General features: G+C 71.4%; 23 protein-coding genes and 1 tRNA gene. 4 read left to right on the top strand and 20 right to left on the bottom strand.

Annotated features, from left to right (window positions below; translation table 11 throughout):
• Position 1: 1 nt before the first annotated feature.
• From atpA to argS, 18 genes are all read right to left on the bottom strand, one after another.
• Positions 2 to 1,645: a F0F1 ATP synthase subunit alpha gene (gene atpA / locus E4622_RS20540; protein WP_134742087.1), complete on the bottom strand. Its 1,644-nt coding sequence runs from the start codon at positions 1,643 to 1,645 to the stop codon at positions 2 to 4.
• A 51-nt stretch (positions 1,646 to 1,696) separates the two neighbouring features.
• Positions 1,697 to 2,506, bottom strand: a complete 810-nt coding sequence (locus E4622_RS20535) for a F0F1 ATP synthase subunit delta (RefSeq protein ID WP_134742086.1) — start codon at positions 2,504 to 2,506, stop codon at positions 1,697 to 1,699.
• The gene (locus tag E4622_RS20530; protein WP_209022031.1) at positions 2,506 to 3,105 is read right to left on the bottom strand and encodes a F0F1 ATP synthase subunit B; all 600 of its coding nucleotides are present in this window, start codon (positions 3,103 to 3,105) and stop codon (positions 2,506 to 2,508) included. Before E4622_RS20530 ends, E4622_RS20535 begins: the two co-directional genes overlap by 1 nt.
• Positions 3,106 to 3,149: 44 nt before the next feature.
• Positions 3,150 to 3,353 (bottom strand): ATP synthase F0 subunit C, encoded by a 204-nt coding sequence (gene atpE, locus E4622_RS20525; RefSeq protein ID WP_056908071.1) that lies wholly within the window; start codon positions 3,351 to 3,353, stop codon positions 3,150 to 3,152.
• A gap of 61 nt (positions 3,354 to 3,414) precedes the next feature.
• A complete protein-coding gene (gene atpB / locus E4622_RS20520) occupies positions 3,415 to 4,260 on the bottom strand; it encodes a F0F1 ATP synthase subunit A (RefSeq protein WP_245156127.1) in 846 nt (281 codons plus the stop codon).
• Positions 4,261 to 4,570: 310 nt separating this feature from the next.
• Positions 4,571 to 4,975, bottom strand: coding sequence for a hypothetical protein (locus E4622_RS20510; RefSeq protein WP_134742084.1), 405 nt, complete (start codon positions 4,973 to 4,975; stop codon positions 4,571 to 4,573).
• 102 nt (positions 4,976 to 5,077) lie between these two features.
• The gene (locus E4622_RS20505; protein ID WP_134742083.1) at positions 5,078 to 6,289 is read right to left on the bottom strand and encodes an MraY family glycosyltransferase; all 1,212 of its coding nucleotides are present in this window, start codon (positions 6,287 to 6,289) and stop codon (positions 5,078 to 5,080) included.
• 3 nt (positions 6,290 to 6,292) lie between these two features.
• On the bottom strand, positions 6,293 to 6,952 hold the full coding sequence (locus E4622_RS20500; protein ID WP_134742082.1) for an L-threonylcarbamoyladenylate synthase: 660 nt from the start codon (positions 6,950 to 6,952) through the stop codon (positions 6,293 to 6,295).
• Positions 6,953 to 6,956: 4 nt separating this feature from the next.
• The gene (prmC, locus tag E4622_RS20495; protein ID WP_134742081.1) at positions 6,957 to 7,799 is read right to left on the bottom strand and encodes a peptide chain release factor N(5)-glutamine methyltransferase; all 843 of its coding nucleotides are present in this window, start codon (positions 7,797 to 7,799) and stop codon (positions 6,957 to 6,959) included.
• Complete coding sequence (gene prfA, locus E4622_RS20490; RefSeq protein WP_134742080.1) at positions 7,799 to 8,872, bottom strand: peptide chain release factor 1; 1,074 nt, start codon at positions 8,870 to 8,872, stop codon at positions 7,799 to 7,801. Before prfA ends, prmC begins: the two co-directional genes overlap by 1 nt.
• 82 nt (positions 8,873 to 8,954) lie before the next feature.
• The gene (gene rpmE, locus E4622_RS20480) at positions 8,955 to 9,191 is read right to left on the bottom strand and encodes a 50S ribosomal protein L31 (RefSeq protein WP_134742078.1); all 237 of its coding nucleotides are present in this window, start codon (positions 9,189 to 9,191) and stop codon (positions 8,955 to 8,957) included.
• Between the two features lie 176 nt (positions 9,192 to 9,367).
• Positions 9,368 to 9,733 (bottom strand): response regulator, encoded by a 366-nt coding sequence (locus tag E4622_RS20475; protein ID WP_134742077.1) that lies wholly within the window; start codon positions 9,731 to 9,733, stop codon positions 9,368 to 9,370.
• Between the two features lie 54 nt (positions 9,734 to 9,787).
• The gene (rho, locus tag E4622_RS20470) at positions 9,788 to 11,863 is read right to left on the bottom strand and encodes a transcription termination factor Rho (protein WP_134742076.1); all 2,076 of its coding nucleotides are present in this window, start codon (positions 11,861 to 11,863) and stop codon (positions 9,788 to 9,790) included.
• Positions 11,864 to 12,090: 227 nt separating this feature from the next.
• Positions 12,091 to 12,999: a homoserine kinase gene (thrB, locus tag E4622_RS20465; RefSeq protein WP_134742075.1), complete on the bottom strand. Its 909-nt coding sequence runs from the start codon at positions 12,997 to 12,999 to the stop codon at positions 12,091 to 12,093.
• A complete protein-coding gene (gene thrC / locus E4622_RS20460; RefSeq protein ID WP_348537014.1) occupies positions 12,999 to 14,099 on the bottom strand; it encodes a threonine synthase in 1,101 nt (366 codons plus the stop codon). Before thrC ends, thrB begins: the two co-directional genes overlap by 1 nt.
• Positions 14,096 to 15,403 (bottom strand): homoserine dehydrogenase, encoded by a 1,308-nt coding sequence (locus tag E4622_RS20455; RefSeq protein WP_134742074.1) that lies wholly within the window; start codon positions 15,401 to 15,403, stop codon positions 14,096 to 14,098. Before E4622_RS20455 ends, thrC begins: the two co-directional genes overlap by 4 nt.
• Positions 15,400 to 16,797: a diaminopimelate decarboxylase gene (gene lysA, locus E4622_RS20450; RefSeq protein ID WP_134742073.1), complete on the bottom strand. Its 1,398-nt coding sequence runs from the start codon at positions 16,795 to 16,797 to the stop codon at positions 15,400 to 15,402. The genes E4622_RS20455 and lysA overlap by 4 nt, the downstream gene beginning before the upstream one ends.
• Before the next feature lie 4 nt (positions 16,798 to 16,801).
• The gene (argS, locus tag E4622_RS20445; protein WP_134742072.1) at positions 16,802 to 18,457 is read right to left on the bottom strand and encodes an arginine--tRNA ligase; all 1,656 of its coding nucleotides are present in this window, start codon (positions 18,455 to 18,457) and stop codon (positions 16,802 to 16,804) included.
• A 125-nt stretch (positions 18,458 to 18,582) separates the two neighbouring features.
• Between argS and E4622_RS20440 the strand changes: the two genes are divergently transcribed.
• Positions 18,583 to 18,655 (top strand) — tRNA-Arg (locus tag E4622_RS20440).
• Between the two features lie 173 nt (positions 18,656 to 18,828).
• On the opposite strand, the gene E4622_RS20435 is transcribed toward E4622_RS20440, so the two are convergent.
• Complete coding sequence (locus tag E4622_RS20435) at positions 18,829 to 19,725, bottom strand: LCP family protein (protein WP_134742071.1); 897 nt, start codon at positions 19,723 to 19,725, stop codon at positions 18,829 to 18,831.
• Positions 19,722 to 20,321: a hypothetical protein gene (locus tag E4622_RS23375; RefSeq protein ID WP_167736177.1), complete on the bottom strand. Its 600-nt coding sequence runs from the start codon at positions 20,319 to 20,321 to the stop codon at positions 19,722 to 19,724. The genes E4622_RS20435 and E4622_RS23375 overlap by 4 nt, the downstream gene beginning before the upstream one ends.
• Positions 20,322 to 20,494: 173 nt before the next feature.
• On the opposite strand from E4622_RS23375, the gene E4622_RS20425 reads away from it, so the two are divergent.
• The 3 genes from E4622_RS20425 to E4622_RS20420 are packed head-to-tail and all read left to right on the top strand — an operon-like array spanning position 20,495 to position 25,141.
• Positions 20,495 to 24,298 carry a multifunctional oxoglutarate decarboxylase/oxoglutarate dehydrogenase thiamine pyrophosphate-binding subunit/dihydrolipoyllysine-residue succinyltransferase subunit gene (locus tag E4622_RS20425; protein WP_134742070.1) on the top strand — a complete coding sequence of 1,268 codons (3,804 nt, stop codon included), beginning with the start codon at positions 20,495 to 20,497 and terminating at the stop codon, positions 24,296 to 24,298.
• Between the two features lie 6 nt (positions 24,299 to 24,304).
• Positions 24,305 to 24,481 (top strand): DUF6104 family protein, encoded by a 177-nt coding sequence (locus E4622_RS22950; protein ID WP_167736176.1) that lies wholly within the window; start codon positions 24,305 to 24,307, stop codon positions 24,479 to 24,481.
• A 36-nt stretch (positions 24,482 to 24,517) separates the two neighbouring features.
• Positions 24,518 to 25,141 carry an acetoacetate decarboxylase family protein gene (locus E4622_RS20420; protein ID WP_134742069.1) on the top strand — a complete coding sequence of 208 codons (624 nt, stop codon included), beginning with the start codon at positions 24,518 to 24,520 and terminating at the stop codon, positions 25,139 to 25,141.
• The last annotated feature ends 4 nt before the right edge of the window (positions 25,142 to 25,145 follow it).

Genomic DNA, 25,145 nt, shown 5'->3' with positions numbered 1-25,145 from the left:
CTCAGCCTCGCTTCTGCTTGACGATCTGCTCCTGCTCGTGCTCCTCGTCCGACAACGCCTCGGCCTGCGCCTCGTGGCCGACCTTGATCGAGCCACCGTCGGAGGTCTCGAACTCGTTGAGGAAGGAGTCGTACGCGTCGGAGACCGAGGACTCGGTGTCGTCGTCGAACTTCAGGGACTCGCGGATGGCCGAGAGGATGCCCTCGTGCGAGCGGCGCAGGTAGTCGAGGAACTCGCGCTCGAAGCGCAGCACGTCGTCGACCGGGACCCGGTCCAGGCGACCCGAGGTGCCGAGCCACAGGGACACGGTCATCTCGTCGATCGGGTAGGGCGAGTAGGCCGGCTGCTTGAGCAGGGCCATGAGCCGCTGGCCGCGGTCGAGCTGCTGGCGCGAGGCCGCGTCGAGGTCCGAGGCGAACATGGCGAACGCCTCCATGGCGCGGAACTGCGCCAGGTCGACCTTGAGCGACCCGGTGACGGACTTCATCGCCTTCGTCATGGCCGAGCCACCCACGCGCGAGACCGAGACACCCACGTCGATGGCGGGACGCTGGTTGGCCGCGAACAGGTCCGACTGCAGGAAGATCTGGCCGTCGGTGATCGAGATGACGTTGGTCGGGATGAACGCCGACACGTCGTTGGCCTTGGTCTCCACCATCGGCAGGCCGGTCATGGAGCCGGCGCCGAGCTCGTCGGAGAGCTTGGCGCAGCGCTCGAGCAGGCGGCTGTGGAGGTAGAAGACGTCGCCCGGGTAGGCCTCGCGGCCCGGCGGGCGGCGCAGCAGCAGCGACACCGCACGGTAGGCCTCGGCCTGCTTGGTCAGGTCGTCGAACACGATGAGGACGTGCTTGCCCTGGTACATCCAGTGCTGGCCGATCGCCGAGCCGGTGTAGGGGGCGAGGTACTTGAAGCCGGCGCTGTCGGACGCGGGGGCGGCGACGATGGTGGTGTACTCCAGCGCGCCGGACTCCTCGAGGGCGCCACGCACGGAGGCGATGGTCGAGCCCTTCTGGCCGATGGCGACGTAGATGCAGCGCACCTGCTTGGCCGGGTCGCCGGTCTCCCAGTACTGCTTCTGGTTGATGATCGTGTCGATCGCGACGGTGGTCTTGCCCGTGGCGCGGTCACCGATGATCAGCTGGCGCTGGCCGCGGCCGATCGGGGTCAGGGCGTCGATCGCCTTGATGCCCGTGGCGAGCGGCTCGTGCACCGACTTGCGCTGCATGACCGAGGGTGCCTGGAGCTCGAGGGCGCGACGGCCGTCGGTCTCGATGTCGCCGAGGCCGTCGATCGGGTTGCCGAGCGGGTCGACCACGCGGCCGAGGTAGCCCTCGCCGACGGGGACCGAGAGGACCTCACCCGTGCGGCGCACGGTCTGACCCTCCTCGATCTTGTCGAAGTCGCCGAGGACGACGGCGCCGATCTCGCGGGTGTCGAGGTTGAGCGCCAGGCCCAGCGTGCCGTCCTCGAACTCGAGGAGCTCGTTGGCCATGGCCGAGGGCAGACCACTGATCCGCGCAATGCCGTCACCGGCCTCGGCGACCGTGCCGACCTCTTCCTTGCCGGCGGCCTCCGGCTTGTAGTCGGAAACGAACTTCTGGAGCGCGTCCCGGATCTCGTCCGGACGGATCGAAAGCTCCGTCATGTCTGCCTACTCTCTGACTCTGGATGATCTGCTTGGTGGGGGTTGCCGGCGTCAGCCGGCGAGCTTCCGTCGTGCTTCGTCGATCTTGCCTGCCACCGTGCCGTCGATGACGTCGTCACCGATCTCCACCCGCATTCCTCCGAGGAGGGACGGGTCGACGACGACGTTGAGGTGGACCTCACGGCCGTACTGCCGGGTGAGCGCCCGCTGCAGGCGGCTGCGCTCGTCGTCGCTCAGCTCCTGGGCGACGCGGACCTTCGCCACGCTCTCCTCGTGCACCGAGGCGGCGACCTTCTGGTAGTCGGCGAGCGCGAGGCCCACCGTCCGGTAGGCACCCGAGAGCGCCTGCTCGGCCAGCACCAGCGACTCCGGGAGGACCTTGCCCTCGAGAAGACCGCGCAGCAGCGACCGCTTGTCGTCGATCGACCGGGCGGGGTCGCCCAGCGCCGAGCGGAGCTCGGGGTTGTCGTTGACCGTCTGGCCGATGACGAACAGCTCGTCGGCCAGGCGGCTGGCCTGGGCCGGCTGGTCGCCGGCCGAGCGCACGACGGCGATGACGCCGAGCAGCTCGAGCGCGTCGGCCAGGTCGCGCGTGGCGGTCCACCGTCGCGAGACGGCGTCGGCGACCAGGTCGAGCGCGACCTGGTCGACCTTGCCCTCGAAGATCGAGCGCACCAGCCCCGCCTTGGCGCCGGAGTCGGTCGAGACGTCCGTGGCCAGGCGACGCAGGGCCGGCTCCGAGCGGAGCACGCCTGCGACGCCGAAGAGGTCCTGACCCACGCCGGTGCCGGGGTTCGGGACCCCGGCCAGCTGGTCACGCAGACCGGCCACGGCCTCGGCAGAGGCGCCACGCACGGACATCAGACCGCCCCGTTGCCGCTGGAGCTGCCGGCGCCCGTCGACTCGATGGCCTCGAGGTCGGCGAGGAACCGGTCGACCACGCGCGCGGAGCGGTCGTCGTCCTCCAGGCTCTCCCCGACGATGCGACCGGCGAGGGTGGTCGCGAGCGCGCCCACCTCGGCCCGGAGCGAGGTGACCGCCTGCTGGCGCTCGGCCTCGATCTGGGCCTTGCCGTGCTCGGTGATGCGGGTGGCCTCGGTCTGCGCCTGCTCCCGCATCTCCGCGATGATCTGGGCGCCCTGCTCGCGCGCCTCCTCACGGATGCGCGCCGCCTCGTGCCGTGCGTCGGCGAGCTGCTTCTCGAGCTCGGCGAGCTTGGCGTCGGCCTCGGCCTGCTTGGTCTCCGCAGCCGCGAGCCCGCCCTCGATCGCCGTCGTGCGCTCGGCGTACGTCGCCTCGAACGCGGGGACCACGAACTTCCTCACGAGGAAGAACAGGATCCCGAAGACGACGAGGGAGAGCGCCACCTCGGCGAGGTGAGGCAGCAGCGGGTTGAGCTTGTGCTCCGCCTCTTCGCCTTCGGCGGCCCTCACGACGAGCGTGGGGATGAGTGTCTGCATGGCAGTCCTTTGTGTTCGGTCGGCCTACGTCGGGAGGACGGAGGTCAGAGGACGAACGCGAGGGCGATACCGATGATCGCGAGCGCCTCGGCGAGCGCGAACCCGAGGATCGCGATGGACTGGAGGCGAGACTGCGCCTCGGGCTGGCGAGCGACGCCGCTGATGTACGCGGCGAAGATCAGGCCGATGCCGACACCGGGGCCAATGGCCGCCAGGCCGTACCCGATCATGTTGAGGTTGCCGTCCACGGCGAGTTCCTTTCGGTTGTTTCTATCTCAGGTTGTACAGCTGGGGGTTGGTGCGTGGAGCTCAGTGCTCGTCGGCCAGCGCGCCTTGGATGTACATGGCGTTGAGCAGGACGAACACGTACGCCTGGAGGAACTGGATCAGGATCTCCAGGAAGGCGACGGCCAGGAAGAGCACCCACGCGAGGATGCCGACCGGGGCGTAGGCGAGGCTCATCTCGACGATGAGGTACTCGCCACCGAGGGCGAACAGGATCAGCAGCAGGTGGCCGGCGAACATGTTGGCGAAGAGTCGCAGGGCCAGGGTGACCGGCCGGACGATGATGTTGGACATGAACTCGAGCGGCACCAGCAGGACCAGGATCGGTCCGGTGATGCCGGCCGGCACGGACTGCAGCTTGAAGTAGCCGCCGACGCCGTGCTTCTTCATGCCCACGACGTTGTAGATGACCCAGCTCATCAGGGCCAGGCCGTAGACCATGCCCGAGCGCGAGAACGTCGGGAACTGGATGAACGGGATCGAGGCGAAGAGGTTGTTGAGCAGGATGAACGTGAAGAGCGTGAAGAGGTAGGGCACGAACCGCTGGAAGTCGTGGGTGCCGATGATGTCGCGACCCAGCGAGTTGCGGACGAAGCCGTAGGCCTCCTCGCCGACGAACTGCAGCTTGCCCGGCACCATCGCCCGCTTGCGCGAGGCGAGGTAGAAGAAGCCGAAGATCAGGACGGCCGAGAGGACCAGCTGCAGCATCGGCTTGGTGATGCCGAGCACGAACTCCTGCCCGAACGCGTGGAACGTCCCGAAGTCGCCGCCGATCGGGGGCAGGTCGAAGTCGGCCGGCCCCGGAGGCTCGAAGCCCTCCGCCCGGATCCCCGCGGCCTGCGGGACAAGTGCGCTGCCGATGCCGCTCAACGTGTCTCCTGTGTCGTCACTGCCAACTCGTGCACTACGTCTGACTCTGGTCGGTGTCGCGATCGCCCGGGAACCGGAAGCGTGCCCAGGTCTGGAAGGTCCCGAGCACGGCACCCAGCAGGATCCCGATCGCTACCAGGAAGGACGTCCCCAGCCAACGATCGAGGAGCCAGCCGACCAACCCGTAGAGAAGCACACCGGAGACCAGGTACCCAAAGGCGAGCCAGGGGTCTCCGCGAGGTCCGTCGTCGTGCTCCGCAGGGGGAATCTCCTGAGCCATCGCGAACCGGACAATAGCAGTCGAGGTTGGTCACCGTTCACCCCCCTGCGGCGGCAGGTCGAAGACCGGGATGCGGCGCCGCGTCACGAGAACGACCTGGCTGACGAGCCAGAAGACCGTCCCTCCGATGACCGCGGCGGCGAGCCACGTGCGGTCGAGGGTGGAGTCGAGCAGGCCCGAGCCGGACAGGGCCGCGAACACCAGCCCCATGAGCACCACCTGGGCGGTGTAGGTGAAGAGCGCGAACATCAGCGCGGCGGTGGGCATCACGCCGGCGACCAGGTTGACGGCCAGCGAGCTGCCGCCCAGCACCACGACCACCAGCGCCGTGCCCACGAGGGCACCGAACGCAGCGGCCGCACCGGCGGCGAACGCGCCGACCAGGCTCAGCAGGAGGCCGAGCACCAGGGCCGCCACGGCCGCACCGACCAGCATGCTGACACCGCTGTCGCGGTCAGCACGGGCAGTGCGGGGAACCTCGGTCGTCATCATCGGCGGCCGTCCTGGTGGGGGGTCTCTCGGTGCTCGTGAAAACTATCACAAAGTCCCGGAGGGCTCCGAATCCGCGTCCTCGTCCAGCCCCGTCGGCGGGGCCTCCGCGGACTCCTGCACGGGCTCGGGAGGCTGCTCGGCCAGCGGCCGGGCGAAGCGCGGGAGGACGAAGGTCAGCGCCACGGTCACGGCCGCCATCGCGCCGAGGGCCAGCCACATGCGCGGTCCCGTGTAGAGGCTCGCCAGGACCGTGCCGAAGGCGATCAGCGCGGCCCACAGCCACATGATCACGACGGCGCGCCGGTGGGAGTGACCGATCTCGAGCAGCCGGTGGTGCAGGTGCTGCTTGTCGGGGGCGAACGGCGAGCGGCCCGCACGCGTGCGGCGTACGACGGCGAGGACGAGATCGGCCATGGGCACGATCAGGATCAGCACCGGCAGCCCCAGCGGCAGCAGGAACGGCAGCAGGCTGGCCTGCGAGCCGTCGGCGCCCTGGGTGAGCTCCTTGCCGCTGAACTGCGTCGTGATCGTCAGGGCGGTCGTGGAGAGCACCAGCCCGATCAGCATCGAGCCGCTGTCACCCATGAACAGCCGCGCCGGGTGGAAGTTGTGGACCAGGAAGCCCGCACACGCCCCCGCCAGGGACGCCGAGAGCAGGGCCGCGGTGGTCGCCAGGGGTGCCGCGTTGAGGTTGGCGAGCTGGTAGCTGAAGAGGAAGAACGCCGCGGCCCCGATGCCGACCACGCCCGCGGCCAGGCCGTCGAGCCCGTCGACGAAGTTGACCGCGTTGACCGTGGCCACCACGACCACCACGGTGAGCAGCGCCCCCTGCACGGGGTCCAGCGAGAACTGGTAGCCGTCCGGCCGGGGGAAGAAGTAGAACTGCAGGCCGGAGTAGGTCAGCAGGCCGACCGCCAGGACCTGGCCGCCGAACTTGGTGAGGGCGTCGAGGTCGAAGATGTCGTCGAGCACGCCGATCCCGCAGACCATCGCCCCGGCGATGATCACGAGCTTGTAGTCCTCGAAGACGAAGGGACCGGCGTTGGAGAGGAACGGCAGCTCCCGCGCGACGAGGTAGGCGGCCACGAGCCCCCCGAGCATCGCGATCCCGCCGAGGTAGGGCACCGGCTCGGCGTGCACGTCGCGGTCGCGGACCTTGGCCACCGCGCCGGTGCGCAGGGCGATCTCGCGCGCCACCACGGTGAGCAGCGAGGTCACCGCGGCCGCGATGAGGAAGACCAGGATGTACTCGCGCACGCCTCAGCCTTCGTCGAGGAGGGTGACGCCGAGCGGCTCCAGCACCTCGTTGAGGCGCTCCAGCGAGAGGGCGCCACGACGCAGGACCCGACCCTGGTCACCGGTGACGTCGACGATGGTCGAGGCCTCGCCGCCGGGCGACTCCCCCGCGTCGATCGTGACGTCGACCGAGTCGCCCAGCATCTCGTCGGCCTGCTCGGCGTCGGTGGCGGCCGGCATGCCGGTGCGGTTGGCCGAGCTGACCGCGAGCGGGCCGGTGCGCTCGAGGAGCTCGAGGGCCACCGGGTGGTCGGGCATCCGCACTGCGACGGCGCCCCGGGTGTCGCCGAGGTCCCACCGCAGGGAGGTCTGCATGTGGCACACCAGCGTCAGCGGCCCCGGCCAGAGCTCCTCCACGAGCGCGCGGGCGTAGGCGGGCACCCGGACGGCGAGCGCGTCCAGCGTCGAGGCGGCGCTGACCAGGACCGGCGGGGGCATCTCGCGCCCCCGACCCTTGGCCGCGAGCAGCGACTTGACCGCGTCGGCGTCGAAGGCGTCGGCGGCCACGCCGTAGACGGTGTCGGTGGGCATGACCACCAGCTGACCTCGCTGGATCGCCACGCTGGCCGCGCTGACCGCGGCCTCCAGCTCGTCCGGGCTTCCGGTCGGGTAGCGGGTGCTCACGGCCTCATCGTGCCAGTCGCGCCGTCACGAAGCGCGCACGACCGGCCAGATCGGGGTGGTCCCGCACGTCGGTCCAGCGGCCCGTGGCCACGAACAGCGCCGGGGCCGACTCCCCCTGGGCGTCGGCGTGCTCGACGCCGACCACGCCGCCGGGGCGCAGCAGGGCGGCGGCGCGGCGCTCCACCACCCGGATGGCGTCGAGGCCGTCGTCGCCGGAGAACAGCGCGAGGTGCGGGTCGTGGTCGCGGGCCTCGAGCGCCACCGACTCCCAGGCGTCCAGCGGGATGTAGGGCGGGTTGGACACCACGACGTCGACGGCGCCCAGGAGGTCGTCGAACGCCGTGCCGAGGTCGCCCTGGCGCAGGTCGACGCCCGTGCCGGCGAGGTTGCGCTCGGCCCAGGCGTGCGCGCCCTCGTCGAGCTCGACCGCGTGCACCCGCGCCGCGGGCACCTCGTGGGCGACCGCCTTGGCGATGGCGCCCGAGCCGGTGCCGAGGTCCACGACGACCGGCTCGTGGTGAGCGCTCGCCTCGGTGACGGCCCACCCGGCGAGCAGCTCGGTCTCCGGGCGCGGGACGAAGACTCCGGGGCCGACCAGGAGGTCGACGTGGCGGAACGCCGCCGACCCGGTGAGGTGCTGCAGGGGCTCCCGCGCCGCCCGGCGGGCCAGCAGGGCGTCGTACCGCTCCACGGCTGCGTCCTCGACCTCGTCGACGAGGAGCAGCCGCCCCCGGGTCGTGCCGAGCACGTGCGCGAGCAGCTCGGCGGCGTCGTGCTCGGGGCTCGCCACCCCGCCGTCGCGCAGCCGCTCGACCGCGGCGGCCACCAGCCGGCGACGGTCGGGCATCAGGACTCGAGCGCGGCGAGCCGCGCGTCCAGGTCGGCCTGGAGGCAGGAGTCCAGCACCGGCTGGAGGTCGCCGTCGAGCACGCTGTCGAGGTTGTAGGCCTTGTAGCCGGTGCGGTGGTCGGAGATGCGGTTCTCCGGGTAGTTGTAGGTGCGGATCCGCTCCGAGCGGTCGACGGTGCGGATCTGGCTGTGCCGCGCCTCGCTGGCCTCGGCGTCGGCCTTCTCCTGCGCGGCCGCGAGCAGCCGCGCGCGCAGGATGCGCATGGCGGACTCCTTGTTCTGCAGCTGGCTCTTCTCGTTCTGGCAGCTCGCGACGATCCCGGTGGGCACGTGCGTGATGCGGACGGCGGAGTCGGTGGTGTTGACGCTCTGCCCGCCCGGACCGCTGCTGCGGTAGACGTCGATGCGCAGGTCGTTGTCGTCGATGCTGACGTCGACGGGCTCGGCCTCGGGCAGCACCAGGACGCCGGCGGCGCTGGTGTGGACGCGGCCCTGGGACTCGGTGACGGGCACCCGCTGCACGCGGTGGACCCCGCCCTCGAACTTGAGCTGGGCGAACGGCCCCTCCCCCGGCGCCGGCGTGCCCTTGGCCTTGACGGCGAGCGTCGCAGACTTGTAGCCGCCCAGGTCGGACTCGGTCGCGTCGATGACCTCGACGCGCCAGCCCCGCGCCTCGGCGTAGCGGGTGTACATCCGCACCAGGTCGCCGGCGAACAGCGCCGACTCCTCCCCGCCCTCGCCGGACTTGATCTCCAGCAGGGTGTCCTTGTCGTCGGCGGGGTCGCGCGGGATCAGCAGGTAGCGCAGCCGCTCCGCGGCGACCGCCTGCTGCTCGACGAGCGCGTCGACCTCCTCGGCGAACGTCGGGTCCTCGGCGGCCAGCTGCCGAGCGGCCTCGATGTCGCCGTCGTACTGCTGCCAGTCGCGCCACGCCGTGATGATCGAGGTCAGGACGGCGTAGCGCTGGTTGAGCGTCTTGGCCAGCCGGGCGTCGGCATGGGTCTCGGGTGCGCCGAGGCGCGACTCGAGCTCGGTGTGCTCGGCGAGGTAGCCCTCGACGGCCTCGAACATGCGGACTCCTAGAGAGGGGGCGGCGGACAAATCACGAGCGCCGACCCGCTGCATGGAGGCAGGGGGTCGGCGCTGTACGTGGCTACTTGTTGTCCGCGGCCTTCGAGCTGTCGGCCTTCTTGGCGTAGCGGGCCTCGAAGCGGGCGACGCGACCGCCGGTGTCGAGGATCTTCTGCTTGCCGGTGTAGAACGGGTGGCACTGCGAGCAGACGTCGGACTTGATGGTCCCGCTCGTCACGGTGGAGTGCGTGGTGAACTCGGCGCCACAGGTGCACGTCACCTGGGTCGTCACGTAGTCCGGGTGGATGTCCTTCTTCATGGTGTCCTCTCTGTTCCCATCTCTGGGAGGGTCGCCGGGTCGTCCCCGCCTCGTGCGGGCACGTGAACCGGAACCGTCGAACAGGATAGAGAACGCCGGAACCCGGCGCCTAATTCCCCGACCTCGCGGTGGTGGAGGAGGGACGAGGTCCCGTCTCGAAGCCACCCTCGCCGAGGCTAGCGGTTGAGCAGCGCCTCGACGCGGGACGCGAGCTCGCGGGGGCTGAACGGCTTGGTGATGTAGTCGTCGGCGCCGGAGTCGAAGCCCGTCTCGACGTCGGACTCCTGCGCACGGGCCGTCAGCAGGATCACCGGAAGGTCGACCAGTGTCGGGTCGGCCCGGATCAGGCGGATCGCGTCGAGCCCGGAGGTGCCCGGCATCATCACGTCGAGCACGGCGAGGTCCGGGCGCTCGGCCTGGCACGCCGCGACCGCCGCAGCCCCGTCCCCGACGGCCACGATCTCGTGGCCCATGGTCGAGAGCTTGAACTCGACCAGCTCGCGGATGTCCACGTCGTCGTCCGCGACCACGATGCGTGCCACGTCGTACCTCTCGCTCGATGGGGACTGCGGCGACAGACTAGCGGTGCGCGCCGCTCAGTCGTCCTTCGACGTGGCCGTCGGCGTGGTCTTCTGCACCTGCATCAGGAACTCCAGGTTGGTCTGGGTCTTCTTCAGGCGCTCCAGCAGCAGCTCCAGCGCCTGCTGACCGTCCAGGCCGGAGAGCACGCGCCGCAGCTTCCAGATGATCGCGAGCTCCTCCTTGCTCATCAGGAGCTCCTCGCGGCGGGTTCCGGACTGCACGGCGTCGATCGCCGGGAAGATCCGCTTGTCGGCGAAGTCGCGGCGCAGCCGGATCTCCATGTTGCCGGTGCCCTTGAACTCCTCGAAGATCACCTCGTCCATCTTCGAGCCGCTCTCGATCAGGGCGGTGGCGAGGATCGTGAGCGAGCCGCCGTTCTCGATGTTGCGGGCCGCCCCGAAGAACTTCTTGGGCGGGTAGAGCGCGGCCGAGTCGACGCCACCGGACAGGATGCGCCCGCTGGCGGGGGCGGCGAGGTTGTAGGCACGCCCCAGGCGGGTGATCCCGTCGAGCAGCACGACCACGTCGTGACCGAGCTCCACCAGCCGCTTGGCGCGCTCGATCGCGAGCTCGGCGACCATGGTGTGGTCGGAGGCCGGGCGGTCGAAGGTCGAGGAGATGACCTCGCCCTTGACCGAGCGCTGGAAGTCGGTGACCTCCTCGGGACGCTCGTCGACCAGCACCACCATCAGGTGGCACTCGGGGTTGTTGGTGGTGATCGAGTTGGCGATCGACTGCATGATCATCGTCTTGCCGGCCTTGGAGGGCGACACGATCAGGCCCCGCTGTCCCTTGCCGATCGGGGCGGCGATGTCGATGACGCGGCCGATCAGGTTGCCCGGCTCGGTCTCGAGGCGCAGGCGCTCCGAGGCGTAGAGCGGCGTGAGCTTCTGGAACTCGACGCGGTGCTTGGCGGTGTCCGGGTCGGCCCCGTTGACGCTGTCGATGCGCACCATCGGGTTGAACTTCGCCTTGCTCTCGCCCTCGCGCGGCTGGCGCACGTCACCGACGATGGCGTCCCCTCGGCGCAGGCCGAACTTGCGCACCATCGAGAGCGAGACGTAGACGTCCTCGCTGCCGGGGAGGTAGCCGCTGGTGCGCACGAAGGCGTAGTTGTCCAGCACGTCGAGGATGCCCGCCGCCGGGACGAGCACGTCGTCCTCGAGGATCGTGGTGTCGGGCTCGCTGCGCTGGGTGCCGGTGCCCGTCTGGCCCGCGGGGCCGGCCGGGCGGTTGGTGTTGCGCTCGCGGCCGCGGCGACGACGGTTGCGGCCGCCACCCTCCTCGGCGTCCCGGTTCTGGTCGCGGTTCGCCTCGGGCTGGTCCCGGTTCTGCCCGGCCTGGTCCCGGTTCTGCCCGGCCTGGTCCCGGTTCTGCCCGCGGTTCTGGTTGCCCTGGTCGCGGTTCTGCTCGCGGTTCTGGTTCCCCTGCTCGCGGTTCTGGTCCCGGTTCTGGTCCCGGTTCTGGTCGCGGTTCTGGCTGCCCTGGTCCCGGTTCTGCTCGCGGTTCTGGCTGCCCTGGTCCCGGTTCTGCTCGCGGTTCTGGCTGCCCTGGTCCCGGTTCTGCTCGCGGTTCTGGTTCCCCTGGTCCCGGTTCTGCTCGCGGTTCTGCTCGCGGTTCTGGTCGGCCCGGCCCTGGGTCGGCCGGTCCTGGTTGGCCTGGTCCTGGGCGGGCCGGTCCTGGGTCGCCTGGTCCTGGGCCGGCTGGTCCGGGGCCGCCGTGGCGGCGCGGCGGCGGGTCCGCGTCTTCACCTCGGGTGGCGCGGTCGCCTCGCGCGTCTCGGCGCGCGGCAGCTCGGGCTGGGCGGGCTGCTCGGCGCGCGGCTGCTCGGGTCGCTCGGCGCGCGGCTCCTCGGCCGGGCGCGACCGGTCGGCGGACTGACCGCCCGAGGCGCCACCGGAGGGGCCCGCCGACTGGGCGGCCTTGATGGCGTCGACCAGCTGCGCCTTCTTCATGCCGCCGGCGCCTGCGATGCCCATGCCCCCCGCCATGGACTTGAGGTCCGCGAGGAGGAGGGAGCTGAGCCCGCCGCCGCGCTTCTTGGCGGCCGGGGCGGCCGGCTCGGGGGCGGAGTCGAGGGTGTCGGTCACGTGAGGTCCTTCCCACGATCAGTGCCGGCTGGTGTGGTCACCGCGGCTGCTGGTCACTGCCCCACCTCGGCGTCTTCCACACAGAGGTGGGAGGGCTTGCGATGCGCGACTGAGCCGCAGATCCAGAGGGAGGGGTGTGCGCTGGGGGTTCCGTCCGACCGTGAGGTCGGTGGTCACTGGCGCAGCGTCAATGTATCACTGCGTCCGGGGCGTCGGGCCGGGGTCGGTCAGCCCGCGCGCACGCCGTCGAGGTCGACCGCGAGCGGCAGCGCGGCCCAGCCCTCCGGGGCCTGCGCGAGCAGGTCGTCGTCGCCGGCGGTCTCCCCCGCGACGCGGAAGGCGAGGACCGTGGGACCCGCCCCCGAGACGACCGCCGGCACACCCTCGGCACGCAGTGCGTCGACGAGCGCCAGCGACTCCGGCATCGCCGGGCGACGGTAGTCCTGGTGGAGGTAGTCGCGGGTCGCCCGCCAGAGCTGGTCGGTCCGCCCGGCCAGCGCGGCCACGAGCAGCGCCGTGCGTCCCGCGTCGGCGGCGGCCTCGGCGTGCGGCACCTGCGCGGGCAGCAGCCCCCGGGCCACCTCGGTCGAGACCGCGTGGGGCGGCACGAACACCACGACGCTGATGCCCGGGTCGACCGGCGAGCCGACGGCGTAGAACTCATCGTCCTCGTGCCCGGAGATGACGAAGCCGCCGTGCGCGGCGGGCGCCACGTTGTCGGGGTGACCCTCCTGCTGCGCAGCGAGGGTGAAGAGCGCGTCGTCGTCGAGGAGGCGGTCGCCGTCGACCACCAGGGCGCGGGCCAGCGCGAGACCGCCGACGATGGCGGCCGAGGAGGAGCCGAGACCCCGCGCGTGCGGGATCACGTTGCTGCAGGACAGACGCAGCCCGCCGGGCTGGCCCCCACAGGCGTCGAAGGCCGCCCGCATGGAGCGGACGACGAGGTGCGACTCGTCGAGAGGTACGTCGCCGGCGCCGGCGCCCTGCACCTCGACGACCAGGCCCTCGGGGAGCACCTCCCCCTCGAGCCGGTCGCGCAGGTCCAGCGCCAGTCCGAGCGAGTCGTAGCCGGGACCGAGGTTGGCCGAGGTCGCCGGCACCGAGACGCGCACGGCGCCCACGACGAAGGCCACCATCAGGCGAGGCCGGCGGCGCGGGCCGCGGCGAGCACGTCGGCGTCGATGACGGTGTCGACGATGCTCTGGCCGCCGCTGGTGAAGCCCTCGAGCGCGGTGGCGGTGTCCTTGAGGCCGTGGCCGGTCACGGTCACCGCGACGGTCGCGCCGGCGTAGCTCTCCCCGTGGGCGAGCTCCTGCAGGAGGCCGGCGATGCCGGCGGCCGAGGCCGGCTCCACGAAGACGCCGTCGTGGGTGGCGAGGTCGCGCTGGGCGGACAGGATCTGGTCGTCGGTGACCGAGGCGAAGCGACCGCCGGACTCGTTGCGTGCGGCCTCGGCGAGCTTCCAGGAGGCGGGGTTGCCGATGCGGATGGCCGTCGCCTTGGTCTCGGGGTCGGGGAACGGCTCGCCGGTGACCAGCGGCGCCGCGCCCTCGGCCTGGAAGCCGCGCATGACCGGGGTCCTCGTGGCGAGGCCCAGGCGGCGGTACTGGGTGTAGCCCAGCCAGTAGGCCGCGATGTTGCCGGCGTTGCCGACGGGCAGCAGGTGGTAGTCGGGCGCGTCACCCAGGAAGTCGCAGATCTCGAAGGCGGCGGTCTTCTGTCCCTCGAGCCGGGCCGGGTTGACGGAGTTGACCAGCGCGACGGGGTACTCCCACGCGAGCTGGCGCGCCAGCGACAGGCAGTGGTCGAAGTTGCCGCGGACCATGATCACCTGGGCGCCGCACACGATCGCCTGCGCCATCTTGCCGGCCGCGATCTTGCCCTCGGGGACGAGCACCAGCGGCTTCAGCCCGGCCTTGGCGGCGTAGGCGGCCATCGATGCGGAGGTGTTGCCGGTGGAGGCGCAGACCACGGCCTCGGCGCCGTCGGCCTTGGCCACCGAGATCGCCGTGGTCATGCCGCGGTCCTTGAAGGAGCCGGTCGGGTTGTTGCCCTCGACCTTGAGCCAGACCTCGGCGCCGGTGACGCCGGAGAGCCACTCGGAGAAGACCAGCGGCGTGCCGCCCTCGCGCAGCGTCACCGCGGGCGTGCCCTCGGGGATCTCCAGCAGGGGGCGGTACTCCTCGATCACGCCGCGCCACTGGTGGGCGCGGCCGGCGGCCAGCTCGGTGCTCACTCGGACGTCCCCTCGACGCGCATGACGGAGGTGACGTCGCGGACGATGTCCATCCCCCGCAGGTGCTCGACGGTGGCGCTCAGCTGGGCGTCGGAGGCCTCGTGGGAGACCACCACGAGCTGGGCGTCGTCGCCGCGGCCCTCCTGGCGGACCGTCTGGATCGACACGTCGTGCTCGGCGAAGGCGAGCGCGACGGCGGCGAGCACGCCCGCGCGGTCGTCGACGTCGATCGCCACGTGGTAGCGGGTGCGGGTCTCCCCCATCGCCAGCACCGCCCGGTCGGCGTACGCCGACTCACCGGCGCCGCGGGTGCCCGCCAGGTGGTTGCGGGCGACCGTGACCAGGTCACCGAGCACGGCCGACGCGGTCGGCGCGCCACCGGCGCCCGGGCCGTAGAACATCAGCTGGCCGGCGGCCTCGGACTCCACGAACACCGCGTTGAACGCCTCCCGCACGCTCGCGAGCGGGTGCGAGCGCGGGATCATCGCGGGGTGGACGCGCACGGCGACGGCGTCGTCGCCGTCGGGGCCGGGGATCAGCTCGGCGATGGCCAGCAGCTTGACGACGCTGTCCATGTCGCGCGCGGACTGCACGTCGGCGGCGGTCACCTCCGAGATGCCCTCGCGGTGCACGTCGGAGGCGGTCACCCGGGAGTGGAACGCCAGCGACGCCAGGATCGCGGCCTTGGCGGCGGCGTCGAAGCCCTCCACGTCGGCGGTCGGGTCGGCCTCGGCGTAGCCGAGCTCCTGGGCCTCCTCCAGCGCCTCGGAGAAGCCGGCACCCGAGGTGTCCATCTTGTCCAGGATGAAGTTGGTGGTGCCGTTGACGATGCCCAGCACCCGGGTGACCCGGTCGCCGGCGAGCGACTCGCGCAGCGGTCGCAGGATCGGGATCGCGCCGGCGACGGCGGCCTCGTAGTAGAGGTCGCGACCGGCCTTCTCGGCGGCCTCGAAGAGCGTGGGCCCGTCCTCGGCCAGCAGCGCCTTGTTGGCGGTGACGACCGAGGCGCCGTGCTCGAGCGCCGACAGGATCAGGGAGCGGGCCGGCTCGATGCCGCCGATGACCTCGACGACGAGGTCGACGTCGTCACGCGCGACCAGCCCCTCGGCGTCGGTCGTGAGCAGGCCCTCGGGCACCTCGACCTCGCGCGGCGCGTCGATCCGGCGTACGGCGACGCCCGCGATCTCGACGCGCGTGCCGATGCGGGCCGCCAGGTCGCCGGCCTGCTCCTGGAGCAGCCGCACCACCTGGGAGCCGACCGAGCCGCAGCCGAGCACGGCCACCTTCAGTGGCTTGTCATTCATGAAGCACCCATGTCCGTAGCCAACAAGTCGTCCTCAGTCTCGCGCCGCACGACCACGCGTGCGACCCCGTCCCGCACCGCGATCACCGGGGGGCGCAGGGCGTGGTTGTAGTTCGACGCCATCGACCGGCAGTAGGCGCCGGTGCCGGGGACGGCCAGTAGATCACCGGGAGCGACGTCCGCGGGCAGGAACTCGTCCTTCACCACGATGTCGCCGGCCTCGCAGTGCTTGCCCACGACCCGGGTCAGGACCGGCGGCGCGTCCGAGGCGCGCGAGGCGATGGTGCAGGAGTAGTCGGCGTCGTAGAGGGCGGTGCGGATGTTGTCGCTCATCCCGCCGTCGACCGAGACGTAGGTGCGGACCGCTCCGCCGTCGAGCGCGACCGGCTTGACCGTGCCGACGGTGTAGAGGGTGCACATCGCGGGCCCCACGATCGCGCGGCCGGGCTCGATCGAGAGCCGCGGCTTCTCGATGCCGAGCGCGCGGCACTCGTGCTCGACGATCTCGCTCATCTCGCGTGCGAGACTCTCCGGCTCGGAGGGGTCGTCCTGGGTCGTGTAGGCGATCCCGAAGCCGCCGCCGAGGTCCATCTCGGGCATCGTGACGCCCAGCTCGCTCGCCACGCGGGCGTGCAGCGCCAGCACCCGGCGGGCGGCGACCTCGAAGCCCGACGAGTCGAAGATCTGGCTGCCGATGTGGGAGTGCAGGCCGAGCAGCTCGAGCCCGTCGGCCGCGACCACGCGGCGTACGGCCTCGAGGGCGTCGCCGGAGGTGATCGAGAAGCCGAACTTCTGGTCCTCGTGGGCCGTGGCGATGTACTCGTGGGTGTGGGCCTCGACGCCGGCGGTCACGCGGACCATCACCGACGCGGTCGTGCCGAGGTCGGCGGCGACCTGCGCGAGCCGCTCGATCTCGATGAAGGAGTCGACCACGATCCGCCCCACGCCGGCGGTGACCGCGCGACGCAGGTCGGGGAAGCTCTTGTTGTTGCCGTGGTAGCCGATGCGAGCGGGCTCGAAGCCGGCGCGCAGCGCGACGCTCAGCTCGCCGGACGAGCAGACGTCGAGGCTGAGCCCCTCCTCCGCCACCCACGCGGCGACGATGGTGCAGAGGAAGGCCTTGCCGGCGTAGTAGACGTCGTAGGCGGAGAAGGCGTCCCGGAAGGCGCGCGCCCGGGCCCGGAAGTCCTCCTCGTCCAGGACGTACGCCGGGGTGTTGAACTCCGCCGCGAGGTCGGCCAGCGCCACCCCGCCGACGGCCAGGTCACCGTCGGTCTTGCGGGCGGTGGCCGACCACAGGGAGGGGACGAGCGCGTTGGCGTCGGTGGGCTCGCGGAGCCACGACGGCCCCCGCAGGGCGCCGGGCGCGTGTGCCCAGCCGGCTTCGTGGGTCACCGGTTCACATCCGCTCGGGCGCGGAGACGCCCAGCAGCGCGAGCCCGTTGGCGAACACGACCCGGGTCGCGGCGACCAGCGCCAGGCGAGCGCGGTGCAGCTCGTTGGGCTCCTCGTCGCCCAGGGGCAGGACCCGGCAGCTGTCGTAGAAGCGGTGGTAGATGCCGGCGGTGTCCTCGAGGTAGCGCGCGACGCGGTGCGGCTCGCGCAGCTCGGCGGTGCTCGCCACGACCCGCGGCAGCTCGGCGAGGGCGCGCAGCAGCTCGCCCTCCTTCTCGTGGGTCAGCAGCCCCAGCTCCGTGCCGGGCTCCAGACCCAGGTCGGCGGCGTTGCGCAGGATCGAGGCGACCCGGGCGTGGACGTACTGCACGTAGAACACCGGGTTGTCGCTGGACTGCTTGGTCATCAGCGCGACGTCGAGGGTCAGCGGGGAGTCGGCCGGGTAGCGGCCCAGCGTGTAGCGCAGGGCGTCGACGCCGATCTCGTCGGTGAGCTCCTCGAGCGTGACCATGGTGCCGGCGCGCTTGGAGAGCTTCATCTCCTCGCCGTCCTTCATGATCTTGACCAGCTGGCCGATGAGGACCTGGATGTTCGCGTCGGGGTCGTCACCTGCGCACGCCGCCATGGCCCGCAGCCGGCCGACGTACCCGTGGTGGTCGGCACCCAGGAGGTAGACGCACAGGTCGAAGCCGCGCGCCCGCTTGTTGAGGTAGTAGGCGGTGTCGCTCGCGAAGTAGGTGAGCTCGCCGTTGGTCCGGATGAGCACCCGGTCCTTGTCGTCGCCGTAGTCGGTCGTGCGCATCCACACGGCGCCGTCGGCCTCGAAGACGTGGCCCTTCTCCGTCAGCGAGCGCAGGGTGTCGGCCACCGACTCGCTGTCGTGCAGCGAGCGCTCCGAGAACCAGGTCTCGAACTCGGTGCGGAAGGTGCGCAGCTGCTCCTGCTGCTCGCCCAGCTGGGCGGCGTACCCGGCCTCGCGGAACGCGACCAGACGCTCGCCCTCGGGCAGCTCGAGCAGGTGCGGGTCGGCGGCGACCAACCGCTGGGCGAGCTCGACGATGTAGCCGCCCTGGTAGCCACCCTCGGGGATGGGCTGTCCGAGCGCCGCCGCCTCCAGCGAGGCACCGAAGAGGTCCATCTGGTTGCCGCGGTCGTTGATGTAGAACTCGCGGTCGACCTCGGCGCCGGCCGCGGCGAGCACCCTCGCGAGGGCGTCCCCGACCGCGGCCCACCGCGTGTGGCCCAGGTGCAGGGGGCCGGTGGGGTTGGCCGAGATGAACTCGACGTTGATGCGCTGGCCGGCCAGCGTCTGGTTGTGCCCGTAGCGGTCGCCCGCGGCGAGCACGTCGAGGGCCACCTGGCCCTGCGCGGCGGCCTCGACGGTGATGTTGAGGAAGCCCGGGCCTGCGACCTCGGCGCCGCCGATCCCGTCGACGTCGGTCAGGCGGCCGGCCACCAGCTCGGCGAAGGCGCGCGGGTTCGTCCCGGCCTTCTTGCCCAGCTGCATCGCCACGTTGGTGGCGTAGTCGCCGTGCCCCTTCTGTCGGGGTCGCTCCACCGTCACCGTCGTCGGGACGCCGTCCGGGAGGGTGATCGCACCCTCGGTGGACAGCGTCGTCAGGACATCGACGATCGCGGAGGAGAGCTGCTCGGGAGTCACCGTGGAAGCCTATCGGCGCGGGGCGCGCCGCCCCGCATCGATATCGGCGGTGGGACCGAGAGGCCGAGTACGGCGCCGGTGCCCGTCGGTTGTAGGGTGGCGCGCAGCCTCGCTCGCGAGGCTATGCCTCCGTAGCTCAGGGGATAGAGCACTGGTTTCCGGTACCAGGTGCCGCAGGTTCGAATCCTGCCGGGGGCACACACATCGCTACGCGCGGGGCGCGGGTCGCTCACCCTGGGGGTGCGGGGCGGGGGCGACGTCCCTCCGGCTCCGCGTCCGGCGTCGCCCCCACCCCGCACCGCACTCGGGTGATGGGCCGGAAGGGGTGGGGGTGGAGCGGTGGTCGCGGCTGCCTTTCGGCTCGTGGGGTCTCAGCACCTCTCGATCGTGGCGTCCTTGCGGGCCTGGTCGCCGTAGCGGCGGGCCTGGTCGACGTAGGGCAGGACGACGCTGGCGCCGCCGACGTCGCCGATGCCGCCCTGGACGACGCAGGAGGTGATCTTGCGGGGGTCGACCTGGGCGACGGCCTGGGCCAGGCGGAAGAGCTCGGAGGGCGGAAGGTCGGTGTGCAGGTGCTCCATCACCGACAGGACGCCGCGCTCCATGAAGCCCGGCCGGCGGGCCTTCTCGCGGATCGTGGACTGGATGCCACGCAGGACCCGCTGCTGGTTGGCGGAGCGGTCGAAGTCGCCGGCAGGCAGCGACTTGCGGATGCGGGCGAAGGCCATGGCGCCGTAGCCGTCGAGGTGGATGCGGCCGGGCTTGAAGCCGTTGGACTTCAGGTGGGTGTCGGAGAAGAAGCGGGGGTTGCGCACGTGGATGCCGCCGATCTCGTCGACCATGTCCTCGAAGAACGGGAAGCGCGTCACGAAGACGTACTCCGGCTCGATGCCGACCAGGTCCCCGACGGTCCTGCCCAGGAGCTGCGGCCCGCCGTAGTAGAGGGCGGCGTTGACCCGGTCGGAGCCTCGGCCCGGGATCGGGACGTAGGAGTCGCGCGGGATGCCGATGGCCGTGGCCGCGCCGGTCCGGGTGTTGAGGCCGATGAGCTGGAGGGCGTCGCCGCGCGTGCGCAGCATGTCCTCCCCCGGCCTCGCGTCCGAGCCGACCGCGAGGATCCAGATGACGTGGGGGCCGTAGTCGATGCCCTGGGCGCGGTCCACCTTCACCAGCGCCGCCTGGGTCGCGGCGACGGTGGAGTTGGGGACGACCAGGGCCGCCACCACCAGCACGAGGCCGAGCGTCAGCGTGCGGACGATGCGCCTCATCGGACCACTCCCCTGTCCACGTCGTAGCCGAAGACCTTCCAGGCGCCGTCGGACCGCGTGAGGAAGAGGCGACCGCGGACGCGGTCGGTGCGCTGCACGTCGCCCTCGAGGTCCATCGCGAGCACGAAGCGGGCGGTGACGGCGACGGCGCGCTTCCTGGTGGCGAGGGCGTCCACGACGACCTCGCGGCGTACGGCGACCACGTCGTCGACGCGCGCGCCGACCCGCTCGTTGCTCATCGACCGGCCGTCGGCGCGGGCGTCGGCCGCCGCGCCCTTGGTGAAGCCGGGGAAGGCGCCGGTGAAGTCGGTGCGGGGGAAGTCGCCGAGGTAGGCCGCGTCGATCCAGGCGTCGACCACGCCGGCGATCGTCGACCGGAGCCGCTCCCGCTCGGGACGGCCGAGCCTGCCGGTCACCCTCCCGAGCCGGGCGGTCGTCTCGAGCGGAGCCGCCGCCGAGGGCGCGGAGCTCGCCGCGGGGGCGGGGTCCGCCTTCGGCTCGTCGTCACCGGAGCACGCGCTCACCGACGCGGCGAGCGCGAGGGCGAGGGCGGTCGCGGGGACCGCCTTCCGGGCGCAACGTCGAGGTCTGACCATGGTCGGGACGGGTCCTCTCGGGTCGGCGTCGAGGCCTGGGACGGCGCCACGACGGTAGAACGTGTCCCAGCCTGCCCGAATGGCAGGCCTCGGTCGGGTATTTGCTGGCCCGTGGGTCTAGCCTTGAGAGCACCCACATCCCCGCCCGCTCATCGGAAGAGGCGAAGCAAGTCGTGCCGCAGTCGTCAGGCAACCAGTCCTCAGGCAGCTCCCCCCAGCCCTCCTCGTCCTTGGGGGCGAACGAGTGGCTCGTCGAGGAGATGAGGGAGCGCTACACCGCGGATCCGGGGTCGGTCGACCCCACGTGGGCCGACTACTTCAAGAGCAACGGCGCGGCCCCCGCCGGCAGTGGGTCCAGCAACGGGTCCAGCAACGGGACCTCCACCGCGACGAAGGCGCCCGCGAAGCCCGCCGTCGAGGACAAGCCGTCTGCCCCCGCCCCGAGGCAGCCCGCCGACAAGCCTGCGGACAAGCCGGCCGAGAAGCCGGCCGCCGAGGCTGCTGACAAGAGCGAGTCGAAGCCGGCCCCGGTCGCCAAGCCGCGCCCCGACTCCAAGGCCGCCGAGCCCGCCAAGGGCACCAGCGAGCCGATGCCCAAGGAGTCGCGCCCGACCGCGCCCGCCGCGGCCAGCGACGAGCCGACCTACACCGTGCTGCGCGGCGCCCCGGCCCGCACCGCGGCCAACATGGACGCCTCCCTGAGCGTCCCGACGGCGACGTCCGTGCGCTCGGTGCCGGTCAAGCTGCTCTGGGACAACCGCACCGTCATCAACAACCACCTCGCCCGCGCCCGCGGCGGCAAGGTGTCCTTCACGCACCTGATCGGCTACGCCCTGGTGCGCGCGGTCAAGTCGATGCCGGAGATGAACAGCGGCTTCGAGACCCGCGAGGGCAAACCCAACCTGATCACCCCGGCGCACATCAACCTCGGCCTGGCCATCGACGTCCCGAAGCCCGACGGCTCGCGCCAGCTCCTGGTGCCCAGCATCAAGGCCACGGAGTCCATGGACTTCGCGGCGTTCTGGACGGCCTACGAGGAGGTCGTGCGCAAGGCGCGCGACAACAAGCTCGCCGTGACCGACTTCCAGGGCACCTCGATCTCGCTGACCAACCCCGGCGGCATCGGCACCGTCCACTCCGTCCCCCGGCTGATGGCCGGCCAGGGCGCGATCATCGGTGTCGGCGCGATGGAGTTCCCCGCCGAGTGGCAGGGCGCCTCGGACGAGGCGATCGCCCGCAACGGCATCAGCAAGGTCATGACGCTGACGTCGACCTACGACCACCGCGTCATCCAGGGCGCCCAGTCGGGCGAGTTCCTCAAGCGCGTGCACCAGCTGCTGCTCGGCGAGGACGACTTCTACGACGACATCTTCCGCTCGCTGCGGATCCCCTACGAGCCGATCCGCTGGGGCAAGGACATCTCGACGTCCCACGACGACGAGATCAGCAAGCAGGCCCGGATCCTCGAGCTGATCCACGCCTACCGCGTGCGCGGCCACATGATGGCCGACACCGACCCGCTCGAGTACCGCCAGCGCAGCCACCCCGACCTCGAGATCGAGTCGCACGGGCTGACCCTGTGGGACCTCGACCGCGAGTTCGCCACCGGCTCGTTCGGGGGCGAGGGGCGTCGCTTTATGAAGCTGCGCCAGATCCTCGGCATCCTGCGCGACTCCTACTGCCGCACCACCGGCATCGAGTACATGCACATCATGGACCCCGAGCAGCGCCGCTGGATCCAGGAGCGCGTGGAGCAGCCGCACACGAAGCCGCCCCGCGAGGAGCAGCTGCGGATCATGCTCAAGCTCAACCAGGCCGAGGCCTTCGAGACGTTCCTGCAGACCAAGTTCGTCGGGCAGAAGCGCTTCAGCCTCGAGGGTGGGGAGACCACCGTCCCCGTCCTCGACGAGATCTGCGAGGCGGCCGCCGAGGCCGACCTCGACGAGGTCACGATCGGCATGGCCCACCGCGGTCGCCTCAACGTGCTGGCCAACATCGTGGGCAAGAAATACTCCCAGATCTTCCGCGAGTTCGAGGGCAACATCGACCCGCGCACGGTCCAGGGCTCCGGCGACGTGAAGTACCACCTCGGCGCCGAGGGCGAGTTCGAGGCCGGTGGCGGGGCCACCATCAAGGTCTCCGTCGCCGCCAACCCCTCGCACCTCGAGGCCGTCGACCCGGTGCTCGAGGGCATCGCGCGCGCCAAGCAGGACGTCCTCGACCGCGGCGCGGCCTACCCCGTGCTGCCGCTCCTCGTCCACGGCGACGCGGCCTTCGCGGGCCAGGGCGTCGTGGCCGAGACGCTCAACCTCAGCCAGCTGCGCGGCTACCGCACCGGCGGCACGATCCACCTGGTCGTCAACAACCAGGTCGGCTTCACCACCTCGCCCGGCTCGTCGCGCTCCTCGCTCTACTGCACCGACGTCGCGCGGATGGTCCAGGCGCCGATCTTCCACGTCAACGGTGACGACCCCGAGGCCTGCATCCGGGTCGCCCGGCTCGCCTTCGAGTACCGCCAGGCGTTCAACAAGGACGTCGTCATCGACCTCGTCTGCTACCGCCGGCGCGGGCACAACGAGGGCGACGACCCCTCCTACACGCAGCCCCTCATGTACGACCTGATCGAGCAGAAGCGGTCGGTCCGCAAGCTCTACACCGAGTCCCTCATCGGCCGTGGCGACATCACGATCGAGGAGGCCGAGCAGGTCCTGCGCGACTACCAGCAGCAGCTGGAGCGCGTCTTCACCGAGGTGCGCGAGGCGAGCAGCCAGCCCTCGGAGTGGACGACCGTGCCGGACTACCCGGACAAGCCGGCCGGCGAGACGGGCACCGCCATCCCCATGGAGGCGCTCAAGCGCATCGCCGACGCCTACGTCACGCCGCCCGACGGCTTCACCGTGCACCCGAAGGTGATGCCGCAGCTGCAGCGCCGGGCCACCGCGATCACCGAGGGCCCGATCGACTGGGGCACCGGTGAGATCCTCGCGTTCGGCGCGCTGCTCATGGACGGGCGGCCCGTGCGGCTGGCCGGCCAGGACTCGCGGCGCGGGACGTTCGTCTCGCGCTTCGCGACGATCATCGACCGCAAGAACGCCGACGAGTGGACCCCCCTCTCCTCGCTCACCGAGGACCAGGGCCGCTTCTACGTCTACGACTCGCTGCTCTCCGAGTACGCCGCCCTCGGCTTCGAGTACGGCTACTCCGTCGCGCGCCCCGAGGCGCTGGTGCTGTGGGAGGCGCAGTTCGGCGACTTCGTCAACGGCGCCCAGACGGTCATCGACGAGTTCATCTCCTCCGGTGAGACCAAGTGGCGCCAGGAGTCGGGCGTGGTCCTGCTGCTGCCCCACGGCTACGAGGGACAGGGCCCCGACCACTCCTCGGCCCGCATCGAGCGCTTCATGACCATGGCGGCCGACGACGCGTTCGTGGTCGCGCAGCCGTCCACGCCGGCGTCGTACTTCCACCTGCTGCGGCGCCACTCGCTCGGCGCGCGGCACCGTCCGCTGATCGTCTTCACCCCGAAGTCGATGCTCAAGCGCAAGGAGGCGGCCTCCCAGCCGTCCGACTTCACCAGCGGGACGTTCCGGCCGTTCATCGGCGACGACGCCGCCGACCCCGACAAGGTCGACACCCTGCTGCTGTGCTCGGGCCGCGTCACCTGGGACCTCATGGTCGACCGGGCCAAGCGCGAGAACAACGAGCGCTTCGCGATCGCGCGGGTCGAGCAGCTCTACCCGCGCCCCGTGGACGAGATCAAGGCCGAGATCGCGCGCTACCCCCACCTCAAGGAGGTGCGCTGGGTGCAGGACGAGCCGAGCAACATGGGTCCGTGGCCGCACTACGCGCTCAACGTCTGGCACGAGGTCGACGCTCACGTCGTCCCCGTCACCCGCGAGGCGTCCAGCTCGCCGTCCGTCGGCACCGTCAAGCGTCACGCCGCCGAGCAGAAGGACCTGCTCGACCGCGCTTTCGCGTAGGCACCCGTGTACTTCACGGACCGTGGCATCGAGGAGCTCGAGAAGCGCCGGGGTGACGAGGACGTCACCCTGGCCTGGCTCGCCGAGCGCCTCCAGGAGTTCACCGACATCCACCCGGAGTTCGAGACCGCGGTGGAGCGCTTCGCCACCTGGCTGGCTCGTCTGGACGACCCCGACGACTGACCGCGTCACCGGCGACGGGTCGCCTAGGGTGCTGCCATGACGGAGCACACCGACGAGACCCGGATCTACCCTGCGGCTCCCTGGCACATGGTCGGCTCGCTGTGGCTGACGCTGTTCAAGGTGCGCGAGGACGTCGACGCGACCCGTCCGGCGGGCGTCTACGGCGCCGCCTTCGTCAGCTACGAGGAGGGCAGCCCGCTGACCTACTCCGAGCTGCTGGTGGCCCGCTCGACGGGCAAGGCCCACGGCGGTCGGGTGTCCATCACCGACATCTGGGTCGACTCCCCCGCCTCGGTCGCGGGCGGTCGCGAGCTGTGGGCGATCCCCAAGGACCTCTGCGACTTCACCTTCGAGAGCAGCCACACCGGCCCGCTGTCGCGCACCTCCTGGTCGGCGAGCCTCGAGCGACGCCCCATCGCGTCGGCCCGCTTCACCGATGTCTCCCGCGCGGCCGTGCGCGTGCCGTTCAAGGGCGGCACCTGGCAGCCCGAGCTTCCCGAGGGCGGCGGCGAGAGGACGGCCGACCTCCAGGGCTCCGCCAAGGCGCTCCCCTGCCGGGGCCGCTGGGACTTCGCCCCGGACGGCCCGCTCGGCTGGCTCGCCGGCGCGCGGCCACTGGCCTCCGCCCGGATGTCGGGCTTCCGGATGTCGTTCGGCTGAGCCC

It is taken from the genome of Nocardioides sp. 503, from assembly GCF_004522095.1.
In the GTDB taxonomy this organism is placed as follows: Bacteria; Actinomycetota; Actinomycetes; order Propionibacteriales; family Nocardioidaceae; genus Nocardioides.
This window is presented reverse-complemented; position numbering and strand designations above follow the sequence as displayed.